An 11,764-nucleotide genomic window follows, 5' to 3' on the forward strand; every position below is an offset into this window, starting at 1 on the left:
CCCACGGAATGGACCAGTGATCGAACATGTGTTCGACTGTAGTCCGATCCATTCATGATGTCCAACTCGGTTCCAGCCCCTCGAAGACGGCCGCGACGGCGGTCCGGTGAGCCGATCGCGCGCCGTTGCGCGAGGGCGATTGCCTCCTGCATCCGACTGGGTAATAGTGCGGTCCATGAGCGAGGAACAGAGCACCTCGGACAACACCCGGGCCTTTCGCGACGCGCGGGACTTCCTGATCGCGCACCGCGAGGACTACGACACCGCGTACCGCGACTTCAGCTGGCCGTCCTTCGACAGGTTCAACTGGGCCCGCGACTGGTTCGACGCGCTCGCGGTCGAGCAGCCGGACGTCGCGGCGCTCACCATCGTCGAGGAGGACGGCGAGGTGAACTCCCTGACCTACGGGGAGATGGCCGAGCGGTCGCGGCAGGTCGCCGGGTGGCTCACCCACGCCGGCCTTCTCCCGGGCGACCGGGTGCTCATCGTGCTCGGCAACACCGTGCCGCTGTGGGAGGTCATGCTCGGCTGCATCCGGGCCGGCGCGGTGATGATCCCGGCGACCACGCTGCTCACCGACGCCGACCTGGCCGACCGGATCAGCCGCGGCGGCGTACGGGCCGTCGTCACCGCCTCCTCCGATGCTCCTCGCTATGAAGGTATCGCCGATCACTGCATCCGCGTCGCCGTCGGCGGACCTGTGGACAACTGGCTCGACTACGACGACTCACGCTCGTACGACGGGCCAGTTCCCGACGTGGACACAGCCGCCGACGACTCCCTGCTGCTCTACTTCACCTCCGGTACGACGAGTCAGCCCAAGCTGGTCGAGCACACCCAGGTGAGCTACCCGGTCGGTCACCTCTCCACGATGTACTGGATCGGCCTGCAACCGGGCGACGTCCACCTCAACGTGTCCTCGCCGGGCTGGGCCAAGCACTCCTGGAGCAACGTGTTCGCGCCCTGGAACGCCGGCGCGACCGTCTTCCTCTACAACTACACCCGCTTCGACGCCGAGAAGATGCTCCAGGTCCTGCAGACCTACGGCGTGACGACGTTCTGTGCGCCGCCGACCGTTTGGCGGATGCTCATCCAGGCCGAACTGTCCGCGGTCGAGGTCCAGATCCGCGAGTGCATCTCGGCGGGCGAGCCGCTCAATCCCGAGGTGATCGAGCAGGTCCGCAACGCCTGGGGCATCACCATCCGCGACGGCTACGGCCAGACCGAGACCACGGCCCAGATCGGCAACCCGCCCGGTCAGCCGGTGAAGCTCGGCTCGATGGGCCGGCCGCTGCCGGGGTACTCGATCGCGCTGGTCGACCCGGCGACCGACGAGGTCGGCGACGACGGCGAGATCTGTATCGAGCTCGCTCCCCCGCCGGTGCCGCTGATGCGTGGCTACCGCGACGCCAAGGACATGACCGACGAGGCGATGCGCGGCGGTTTCTACCACACCGGAGACGTCGCGAGCCGCGACGAGGACGGCTACATCACCTACGTCGGGCGGTCGGACGACGTGTTCAAGGCCAGCGACTACCGGATCTCGCCGTTCGAGCTGGAGTCCGTGCTGATCGAGCACCCGGCCGTCGCCGAAGCAGCGGTGGTCCCGTCGCCTGATCCTGTGCGGCTGGCCGTGCCCAAGGCGTACGTCGTACTGGCTGCTGGGCGGGAGCCGTCGCGGGAGCTGGCGGAGGAGATCTTGCAGTTCTGCCGGGACCACCTGGCGCCGTACAAGCGCATCCGGCGGATCGAGTTCGCCGAGCTGCCGAAGACGATCTCCGGCAAGATCCGTCGCGTCGAACTGCGGGCGGACGAGGCGGCCAAGGTCAGCAGCGGCGAGTCCACCCAGTACACCTATGACGAAGCCGACTTCCGCGACGCCTGACGAGATCCGCTGCCGGACGCGGTGAGCGTGCTGCAATAGGCGGATGTCGCACGACACCGGACTGGGAATCGCGGCCGTCGTAGTACTGCCACTGCTGGTCGCCATCGCTGTCGTGGGATCGCGGCTGGCGTCGCTGCGGCACGACAAGGGCATCGTCACCGCCGCCCTGCGCGCCCTGGTTCAGCTGGCCGTGGTCGGGGCCGTGGTCGGCTTTGCGCTGAAGTCGATCTGGGGCACGCTCGCCTTCATCCTGATGATGATGACCATCGCGACCATCACCAGTGCGCGCCGCATCCGGCACGTCGCGGTGGTGCCGGGTCAGTACGCGTACTGCGCGGCCGCGATCGGCGGCGGGGCCGCTGTGGTGTTGCTGCTCCTGGTGCTTCCCGGCGTTGTGCCGCGCAATCCGGGGAGCATCCTTCCGATGGGCGGCATCGTGGTCGGCGGCGCGATGAACGCGACCACGCTCGCCGGGCGACGGCTGTTGTCGGAGTACGGCGGGCGGTTCGGCGAGTTCGAGGCCGGGTTGTCGATCGGGCTCCTGCAGCCGGATGCGTTCAAGCTGGTGGCCGGGCCGGTGGCGGGGGACGCGCTGCTGCCGGCGCTCGACCAGACGCGGACGGTCGGGCTCGTGACGCTGCCGGGGGCGTTCGTCGGCATGGTGCTCGGTGGAGCTTCACCGACGGCGGCGGCCGCGCTGCAACTCGTCGTACTGATCGGTCTGCTCGCCGCGGGGTCGATCGCCATCCTGGTCACCACCGAGCTCCTGGCGCGCTCGTCGTTGCCCGACGGGCGTACCGTTTCCTCATGAGCGACGACAAGAGCCTCTTCAGCCGGATCGACGAACTCGTTGCCGAAGAGCACGAACTCCGTACCAAGCACGCCGCCGGCCAGGTCGCCGACGACGAGGAGAAGGCCCGCCTGCACAAGCTCGAGGTCGAACTCGACCAGTGCTGGGACCTCCTCCGCCAGCGCCGCGCCAAGCGCGAGTTCGGCGACGACCCCGAGACCGCCCAACCCCGCCCGGCCGACGTCGTCGAGGGCTACCTGAACTGATCTGACCCCGTACGACGCACCCTTTCGCGTCTCCTCCGTCACGGCTCGGACAACGTTCGGGCGCACGGCGCTCACATTCTCGTCTGCTGTGCCGTCGTAGCGGTGGAACTGTTCGAGTGGGTGGAGGAAACAGATGAGTCAATCGTCCGAGATCGTGCGCGGGTTTGCGTTGCACCTGGTGGTTGAGGATGTGGACAAGAGCGTCAGCTGGTATCAGGCGGCGTTGGGGGCGACCGTGACCCGGGTTCTTCGGATGCCTGGCGGTGCGGTCGCGACCGCCGAGCTCGACGTACACGGTTTGGCCGTGGCTCTGGCGGCGCCCGTTCCTGGCACCAAGCTCGCTACGCCGTCGGCAACCGGTACGTCGGTGGCCGCTTATCGGCTGGTGGTCGCGGATGCTGACGCGGCGATGCGGCAGGCTGTCGCCGCTGGGTCGACCGTCAGCGCCGAGGTTCACGACGCGTTCTGGGGTGTTCGGACCGGGGAGATCCTCGACCCGTCGGGACATCGGTGGGCGTTCGATCAGCAGCTTCGCGAGGTGTCGGTCGAGGAGATCGAGAAGCGGCTGGCTGAGCTCGTTGCAGGAAGCTGACCCGAGCGCGTCAGGTCAGAAGCCGCGGAGTTTGTCCGGGGTGACGCGGATGAGGACCGAGTAGCTGTCGTGGAACTCGTCGGCTGACATGCCCAGGTTGGCGATGCGTTCGGCGTACTTCGTGGTGTAAGCGGCTCGTTCTTCGTCGGTGAATCCGGCGTCGGCGATCACCGCGGAGCCGGTGAGTACGCCGACCTCGCCGCCGTAGAAGGTCGCGTTGAAGTTCGCGGAGACGCGTGCGCCGGCGCCGATGTTGCGGAGCTTGGCCGTGTTCGGCTGACTGGCGATCAGGAGTTGGCCGTCGTTCCAGAGGAACCACACCGGCGTCGGCGCCGGCGTACCGGACGGGGCGACCGTGGTCAGCCAGATCACCAGCTCGTCGTCGAGCTGACGAGCGATCCGTGCGCCGAAGGAGGTGCTGGTGTCGATCGAGAACATCGGAGACGACCTTCCGTAGACAGCTCAGGACGGACCCAGGCGTCCCCACTCGATCGCCGGGCAGCGGTTCATCACCATCGTCAAGCCCGCTGCCGTCGTTCGGGTGTAGGCGTCCGCATCCATGACATCCAGTTGGAACCACACCGCCCGGGCGTTGATTCCGACCGCCTCGTCCGCGATCGCCCCGGCCAGCTCGGACCGGACGAACACGTCGACACAGTCCACGGCGAACGGGATGTCCGCCAGCGACGCGTACCCCGGCTCGCCGTGCACCGTCTCCGCCGACGGATGCACCGGCACGATGCGTTTCCCGTGTCCCTGCAGGAACCGTGCCACGCCGTACGCCGCCCGGCTGGTGTTGTTCGACAGCCCCACCACTGCCCACGTCTGGCAGTCGGCGAGGATCTGGCGGATGTCACTCTCATCGGCCCATGCCATGCGCCCATCCTCTATCACCAGCCAAGATCAGCCACGCAGATAAGTCAGCACAGCCGAGACGCGGCGGTCGCGGCCGTCGTCGAGGTGCAGCTTGGCGAAGATGTTGCCGACGTGTTTGCGGACCGCCGCCTCGCTCACCACCAACTGCTCGGCGATCGACGAGTTCACCCGCCCCTCGGCCATCAACGCGAGCACCTCCAGCTCACGCGGCGTCAATGCCGCGAGCGGCCCGTCGTCGCGCCGCCGGGCCAGCAGTTGACGAACCACCTCGGGATCAACCACCGTGCCGCCGTCGGCGACCCGGTCCAACGAAGCCAGGAACTCGGTCACATGCCCGACCCGGTCCTTCAGCAGGTACCCGATCCCGCCGGTCGTCGACTCCAGCAGCGACGACAGGTACGCGTCCGCGACGTACTGCGAAAGCACCAGGATCCCGATGCCGGGCAGCTCGGACCGGATCGCCGCGGCCGCGCGCAGACCCTCGTCGCTGTGCCCGGGCGGCATCCGTACGTCGGTGATCACCACGTCGGGCGGCTCCTTGCGCACCACGGCCAGCAACGTGTCCGCGTCACCCACCGCATCCCGCACTTCGTGGCCGGCGCGATCCAGGATGCTCGCCAGACCTTCCCGCAACAGCAGCGAATCCTCAGCCAGGACGATGCTCAGTCGTCGAGCCGGCACGGGCTCTCCATCCTCAATCGGGTCGGCCCACCGGGTGGGCTGGTCAGGTCGAGTGTGCCTCCCAACGCGTCCAGCCTGGTCACCAGCCCGGTGAGTCCGGTCCCACCCGCGGGATTCGCGCCGCCGATGCCGTCGTCGGTGATCGTGACGACCAATTGGTCGTCGACGATCCAGCCGTCCACCTCACACCGGCTCGCCTGCGCATGCTTCGCCACGTTGCCGAGTGCCTCGCTGACGACGAAGTACGCCGCGGCCTCGATCGGCGCGGGCAACCGCCGCGGCAGCTCCATCCGAACGGTCACCGGCAGCGGACTGCGATCCGCGACCTCCCGTACGGCGGCCTCCAGCCCGTGGTCGATCAGTACCCGCGGATGAATGCCACGCACGGCCTCCCGCAGGTCGGCGAGAGCGGCCTCGGCCTCACCGTGCGCCTTCACCACCAACCGGCGCCCCTCCCCCTCGGGCAGGTCGAGTTCGGCCAGGCCGAGGGTCATCGTCAGGCCGACCAGCCGCTGCTGGACGCCGTCGTGCAGGTGCCGTTCGATCCTGGCCCGCTCGGTCTCGAACGCGTCGACGAGGTCCAGCCGGGACCGACGTAGATCGGCGAGGTTGCGACGGAGTTCGTCCTCACGTGGTCCGAGCATCACCTTGGCGAGCTCGGCCTGGCCGGCCGCGAGCCAGCCCAGCAGGTACGAACTGACCGTGAACCAGATCGGCCCGAAGAGGACCAGGAACAGCAGGCCCTCCCAGAAGGTGGTCAGCGTCCACGGCCCCATGCCGATCTCGTCGCCGTCGGCGATGAACGGCGCCACCAGCGTGATGCCCAGCACCGACAGGCTGACACCGGCGAACAGTGCGTTGAGCGGCCAGAGGAAGACGCCGAAGAGGAACCCGTAGCCGAGAGCCCGCACCGACGCCTGCTCGCGGCGCCGGAACCGCAGCCGCTCCCGCAGCCTTGTCGACTGCGGCATCTGCGCGTGAGGGCTGCTGATCCCCGCCGGCATCATCAACCGGGCTCGGTAGCGCTCCATGATGCCGACCAGCACTCCGAGGAGCGGAAACCCGGTCAGCAGCAGTACGCCGACCAGGATGGGGCTCAGGAGTGCGCTGACTGCCGCCGCACCGATCAGCACGGTGATCGTCGCAGCACCGGCCGGGACCGAGCTCAGGAGATAGGCATAGCTGCGCCAGGGCCAAGAGGAGACGAGGTACCGCCTCGAAGTGAGCGCTGCCCAGGCCGTGTTCATTTCCCCAACCCTAGGGCCGCACCTGGCTCCAGCGCGGTAGCGTGCGCGCTACCGCGGTACTCCCCTGTAGACCAGGGTGAAACCAGGTGCGCGGCGGTTGGCTGGAACCATGACCAGCACCGCGCCGACGCGCCACACCGTCGTACCGAGTGAACCGCCTGCCCTGCTGCTCGACGGGGTCACCAAGACCTACGAGTCCAAGGCCGGCGCTGTTCAAGCCCTGCGGGGCGTGACGTACCACTTCCAGCAGGGATCGTTCACCGCTGTGATGGGTCCGTCGGGCTCGGGGAAGTCCACCTTGCTGCAGTGCGCGGCCGGGCTGGATCAGCCCACGGCCGGGACGGTGCTGCTCGGCGGCATCAGGCTGCAGGGACTCGGTGAGGTCGAACTCACCAAGCTGCGCCGCAAGCAGATGGGGTTCGTCTTCCAGGCGTACAACCTGTTGCCCTCACTGACCGTCTTCGACAACGTCGCGCTCCCCCTGCGCCTGACCGGACTCCGGCCCGGCCGCCAGGATGTGCTCGCGGTCCTGGACCAGGTCGGCCTGGCGGACAAGGCCAAACGGCGCCCCGCGGAACTGTCCGGTGGTCAGCAGCAGCGGGTCGCGATCGCCCGTGCGCTGATCACCCGGCCGGCTGTCTTCTTCGCCGACGAGCCGACGGGTGCGCTGGACAGCCAGACCAGCCGGCAGATCCTGGGTTTGTTGCGCGAGGCAACCGATCGGGCGGGACAGACGGTGGTGATGGTCACCCACGACCCGGTCGCCGCTGCCTACGCCTCACGCGTGCTGTTCCTGTCCGACGGCCTCGTCGCGGGCTCTCTCGACCACGGGACCCCGGCTCAGATCGCGGCCGCGATGAGCGACCTGGAGCGCTGATGTTCGCCCTCAGCCGTCAAACGGTACGCCGTCACCTCCCCCTGTACGCCGGTTCGTTCGTCGCACTCGCCGTCGGAGTGTTCATGCTCGGCCTCGCCGCCACCGCGACGGCAGCCACCATCGCGTACCACGGGCCGGAGGCCGACAGCGTTCTCGTGAACCTTCCCGGCACGGACGGTGCCGAGCCCCATTCCGAACGGGTCGTGCTGTCGGGCGCGGACGCCTCCGGCCTGCAGGTGGTTCTTTCGCTGGTCGGAGTGATCAGCGGCTTCATCACGATCTTCGTCATCGCCAGCACGTTCGCGTTCGCGGTGGCATCGCGCCGCCGGGAGGTCGGGTTGCTCCGGCTGATCGGCGCCACGCCTCGGCAGGTTCGCCGGATGGTGTTCGGCGAAGCGCTGGTGGTTGCCCTGGCCGCTTCGCTCACGGGAGCGGTGCTGGCTCAGTTGGTCACCCCGTTCCTGTTGGCGAAGGCGTCGTACACCGAGCTCGCCCCGGTGAAGCTCGAACCGGCGAGCCCGTGGATCCCGCTCGGCATCGCGATCGTCGTGGGGCTGGTGGTGGCACTGCTGGGTGCCCGCTCGGCCGCGCGCCGGGCCGGTCGGGTCGGACCGGTCGAGGCACTGCGCGAGGCCGCACTCGAGCCGCCGCAGATCGGCGTGGTCCGGGTGCTGTTCGGGCTGGTGTTCCTGGCCGGGGCGATCGCGATGCTGGCCCTGATCCAGCCGGGGACCGGTGAAGGGGTGGTGCCGCTGGCCATGTTCACGCCGATGGTCCTCGTCGTGTCGCTGACCTTGCTCGCGCCGCTGGTGGTGCCGTGGATCGGCCGGCTCTGGGCGCTCCCGCTGGTCCGCTGGACCCAGGTGTCCGGCCGGCTGGCCCGCAGCAACGTGGTCGCGGCCCCGCGCCGGAGCGCCTCGCTGGCGGCGCCGATCCTGTCGATCTCGGCGATCGCCGGGTCGATGGTGCTCAGCCTGAGCTTCGCCGCCGACGCGGCCACCGCGACCATTCGCGACACGCTGACCGCTCCGATCGTGATCACCGCCTCGGAGAACTCGGGAGACCTGAGAGAGCGCATTCTCGCGACGCCGGGCGTTGCTGCTGCCGACGGCGGGATCAGCGTCGGGATCATCCGCGCCGACGGCGACTCCGCGGAACTCGAGGACGGCGAGGGCATCGATCCGGCCGTCGCAGCCCGCACCCGGGTCCTGACGCCGATCAGCGGCGACCTGGTGGAACTCGAAGGAAAAACCGTTGCTGTCGGCAAGGAAATGGCCGGTCTCGAGCACTACAAGGTCGGCAGCGAGATCAGCGTCGTCTTCGCCGATCGGACGAAGGGCAGCCTGCGAGTCGTCGCCGTCCTTCCGGATGCGCCCGGCGTGAACGGTTCCCTGCTGGTCCCGCTCGACCTCGCCCGGCAGCACGCGCCCAAGGCCGTGCCGGAGCACTGGTTCGTGCAGCCGGCCGACGGTGTCGAGCCCGCTCAGCTCATCGGCGCGCTCGACCGGCAACTGACCGGCACCGGAGCGCACGTAGTACGGGCTGAGGCGTGGGAACAAGAACAAGGCGAGGGGCTCCGGAAGGGAAACCAGTTGGGGTTGGTACTGCTGATCGGTCCGGCCGGGCTCTACAGCGGGATCGCGATCGCGAACACCCTGTTGATGGGCAGCCTCCAGCGCCGCCACGAGTTCGTCACCTCGCGCCTGCTCGGCGCGACCCCGGCCCAGATCCGCCGGATGGTCCTGTGGGAGTCGTCCCTGGTCGGCGCCGCCGCCCTGACGCTCGGCACCGTGATCACCGCGACGGTCGGAATCCTGCTCCGGCACGCGATGACCGAGGGGCTGCGAGACGTTCCGACCACGATTCCGTGGACACTACTGCTCGGAATCGGCGCTCTGTGCCTCCTTCTGGCCACCGGTGCCGCCACCGCACCCACCGCGTTCATCCTCCGGAGGACCAGCCCGGCCGACGCGGTGGGCGACTAGGGTGGGTCGGTGCTGGGCTCCGGACGAGGCAGCAGCGACAATGGCGCTGCCGCCGGACCGCCGCGGCGCGTCTCGTAAGAGTTGCTGGCATCGAGGAGTTCGCAGAACCGCATGGCACGCCGTACCAACACCACCGCCGAACCGGAAGACTTCGAGGAGCGCATCCTCGACGTCGACGTCTCCGACGAGATGCGCAGCAGCTTCCTGGAGTACGCCTACTCGGTGATCTACTCCCGGGCGCTGCCGGATGCCCGGGACGGGCTGAAACCGGTCCAGCGGCGGATCCTGTTCTCGATGGCGGAGAACAACATCCGCCCCGACCGCGGCCATGTGAAGAGCGCCCGCGTCGTCGGTGAAGTGATGGGTAAGTACCACCCGCACGGTGACGGCGCGATCTACGACGCCCTGGTCCGGACCGCGCAGCCGTGGTCGATGCGGCTGCCGCTGATCGACGGGCACGGAAACTTCGGCTCCCTCGACGACGGCCCGGCCGCGATGCGGTACACGGAGTGCCGGATGGCCCCGTCGTCGCTGGCGATGACGAACGGGCTGGACGAGAACGTCGTCGACTTCAAGCCCAACTACGACGGCCGCGAGGAAGAGCCGTCGGTGCTGCCGGCCGCCTTCCCGAACCTGCTGGTCAACGGCGCCGCCGGGATCGCGGTCGGGATGGCCACCAACATGGCCCCGCACAACCTCGTCGAGGTGATACAGGCGCTGCGGCACCTGATCAAGACGCCGAACGCCGACCTCGACGACCTGATGCGCTTCATCCCCGGCCCCGACCTGCCGACCGGCGGCAAGATCGTCGGCCTGGAAGGCATCAAGGACGCCTACCTGACCGGCCGGGGCAGCTTCAAGATGCGCGCCACCGCCCGGATCGAGAACATCACCCCGCGCCGCAAGGGCATCGTGGTCACCGAGCTGCCGTACACGGTCGGCCCGGAGAAGGTGATCGAGAAGATCAAGGCCCTGGTCCAGGCGAAGAAGCTGCAGGGCATCTCCGACGTCAAGGACCTGACCGACCGCGCGCACGGCACCCAGCTGGTGATCGAGGTCAAGAACGGTTTCGTCCCCGAGGCCCTGCTGGAGCAGCTCTACAAGCTGACCCCGCTGGAGGACTCGTTCTCCATCAACGCGGTCTGCCTGGTCGACGGCCAGCCCCGCACGCTCGGCCTGCGCGAACTGCTCGACGTCTACCTGCAACACCGCTACGACGTGACGCGCCGGCGCAGCGAGTTCCGCCGGAAGAAGGCGCAGGACCGGCTGCACATCGTCGACGGCCTGCTGATCGCGATCCTGGACATCGACGAGGTCATCCAGATCATCCGGACCAGCGACGACGCGGCCGCCGCCCGGACCCGGTTGATGGACATCTACGACCTGACCGAGGTCCAGACCAACTACATCCTGGACATGCCGCTGCGCCGGCTGACCAAGTTCTCCAAGCTCGAACTGGAGACCGAGAAGGGCGAGCTCGAGCGCGAGATCGAGAAGCTGACCGCGATCCTCGAGGACGAGACGCTGCTGAAGAAGATCGTCTCGGAGGAGCTCGCCGAGGTCGCCAAGACCTACGGCACGCCGCGCCGGACGGTGCTGCTGGAGTCTTCCGGCGCCACCAAGACCGCCGCCGTACCGCTGGAGGTCACCGACGACCCGTGCTGGGTGCTGATGAGCTCCACCGGCCTGCTGGCCCGCACCAACGGTGTCGAGCCGTTCGGCGAGGGTGACGGCCGGGCCAAGCACGACGCGATCGTGTCGGCGATCAAGAGCACGGCCCGTGGTCAGTACGGGCTCATCACCAGCACCGGCCGGTTGATCCGGCTCGAGTCGCTGGACCTGCCCGCCGTACCGACCACGGCGAACGCACCGAACCTGCAGGGTGGCGCTCCGGTCGCCGAGTTCGTCTCGCTCGAACCGGGAGAGAAGGCCCTCGCGCTGACCACGATGGACCCCGACTCGGTCGGCGTAGCCCTCGGTACCGCGGGCGGCGTGGTGAAGCGGGTCGTTCCCGACCACCTGAGCAACCGCGACTCGTGGGAGATCATCCGGCTCAACGACGGCGACCAGGTCGTCGGCGCGGTCGAACTGAGCACAGGTGAAGAGGAACTCTGCTTCATCACCTCCGACGCGCAACTTCTGCACTTCGGTGCCTCGGTGGTCCGTCCACAAGGCCGTACTGCGGGCGGCATGGCCGGCGTCCGCCTGAGCAGCGGCGCGAAGGTGGTGTTCTTCGGCGCACTCACGCCGGACAAGGAGGCGCACGTCGTCACCATCTCCGGCTCCTCCTCGGCCCTGCCGGGGACGGAGGTCGGCGCGGTCAAGGTGACACCGTTCAGCGAGTACCCCGGCAAGGGCCGTGGTACCGGCGGTGTCCGCTGCCACCGTCTGCTCAAGGGCGAGGACGGCCTGCTGCTGGCGTTCGCCGGTACGGCGCCCGTCCGGGCCAGCGCGAACAGCGGGGCGCCGGTCGACCTGCCGCCGATCGACCCGCGTCGCGACGGTTCCGGCGTGGCGGTGGCGCAGCCGATCGCCGCGTGCGCTTCGGACCTGGCAGGCTGAGCC

The 11,764-nt window shown here is 68.8% G+C and carries 11 protein-coding genes; 7 read left to right on the forward strand and 4 right to left on the reverse strand.

The window, feature by feature from the left end:
- Positions 1-175: 175 nt before the first annotated feature.
- The 4 genes from EV138_RS33800 (at position 176) to EV138_RS33815 (ending at position 3,533) form a co-directional block, all read left to right on the forward strand.
- A complete protein-coding gene (locus tag EV138_RS33800; protein ID WP_133984109.1) occupies positions 176-1,885 on the forward strand; it encodes an AMP-binding protein in 1,710 nt (569 codons plus the stop codon).
- A 43-nt stretch (positions 1,886-1,928) separates the two neighbouring features.
- A complete protein-coding gene (locus EV138_RS33805; protein ID WP_133984111.1) occupies positions 1,929-2,696 on the forward strand; it encodes an ABC transporter permease in 768 nt (255 codons plus the stop codon).
- The gene (locus tag EV138_RS33810; protein ID WP_133984113.1) at positions 2,693-2,941 is read left to right on the forward strand and encodes a DUF2630 family protein; all 249 of its coding nucleotides are present in this window, start codon (positions 2,693-2,695) and stop codon (positions 2,939-2,941) included. The genes EV138_RS33805 and EV138_RS33810 overlap by 4 nt, the downstream gene beginning before the upstream one ends.
- A 133-nt stretch (positions 2,942-3,074) precedes the next feature.
- Positions 3,075-3,533 (forward strand): VOC family protein, encoded by a 459-nt coding sequence (locus tag EV138_RS33815; RefSeq protein ID WP_133984115.1) that lies wholly within the window; start codon positions 3,075-3,077, stop codon positions 3,531-3,533.
- A 15-nt stretch (positions 3,534-3,548) separates the two neighbouring features.
- On the opposite strand, the gene EV138_RS33820 is transcribed toward EV138_RS33815, so the two are convergent.
- From EV138_RS33820 to EV138_RS33835, 4 genes are read right to left on the reverse strand one after another with little or no spacing between them, the layout of a single operon-like run.
- Positions 3,549-3,971, reverse strand: a complete 423-nt coding sequence (locus tag EV138_RS33820) for a TIGR03667 family PPOX class F420-dependent oxidoreductase (protein ID WP_133984117.1) — start codon at positions 3,969-3,971, stop codon at positions 3,549-3,551.
- 24 nt (positions 3,972-3,995) lie between these two features.
- On the reverse strand, positions 3,996-4,409 hold the full coding sequence (locus EV138_RS33825; protein WP_133984119.1) for a CoA-binding protein: 414 nt from the start codon (positions 4,407-4,409) through the stop codon (positions 3,996-3,998).
- Positions 4,410-4,436: 27 nt separating this feature from the next.
- The gene (locus EV138_RS33830; protein WP_133984121.1) at positions 4,437-5,090 is read right to left on the reverse strand and encodes a response regulator transcription factor; all 654 of its coding nucleotides are present in this window, start codon (positions 5,088-5,090) and stop codon (positions 4,437-4,439) included.
- A complete protein-coding gene (locus EV138_RS33835) occupies positions 5,072-6,337 on the reverse strand; it encodes a sensor histidine kinase (RefSeq protein ID WP_133984123.1) in 1,266 nt (421 codons plus the stop codon). Before EV138_RS33835 ends, EV138_RS33830 begins: the two co-directional genes overlap by 19 nt.
- Before the next feature lie 109 nt (positions 6,338-6,446).
- On the opposite strand from EV138_RS33835, the gene EV138_RS33840 reads away from it, so the two are divergent.
- From EV138_RS33840 to EV138_RS33850, 3 genes are all read left to right on the forward strand, one after another.
- Positions 6,447-7,214, forward strand: coding sequence for an ABC transporter ATP-binding protein (locus tag EV138_RS33840; protein ID WP_133984125.1), 768 nt, complete (start codon positions 6,447-6,449; stop codon positions 7,212-7,214).
- Positions 7,214-9,199 carry an FtsX-like permease family protein gene (locus tag EV138_RS33845; protein ID WP_133984127.1) on the forward strand — a complete coding sequence of 662 codons (1,986 nt, stop codon included), beginning with the start codon at positions 7,214-7,216 and terminating at the stop codon, positions 9,197-9,199. Before EV138_RS33840 ends, EV138_RS33845 begins: the two co-directional genes overlap by 1 nt.
- Positions 9,200-9,310: 111 nt before the next feature.
- Positions 9,311-11,761, forward strand: a complete 2,451-nt coding sequence (locus EV138_RS33850) for a DNA gyrase/topoisomerase IV subunit A (protein WP_133984129.1) — start codon at positions 9,311-9,313, stop codon at positions 11,759-11,761.
- Positions 11,762-11,764 lie beyond the last annotated feature (3 nt).

Origin of the sequence: Kribbella voronezhensis (assembly GCF_004365175.1) — a bacterium.
Classification (GTDB): Bacteria; Actinomycetota; Actinomycetes; order Propionibacteriales; family Kribbellaceae; genus Kribbella; species Kribbella voronezhensis.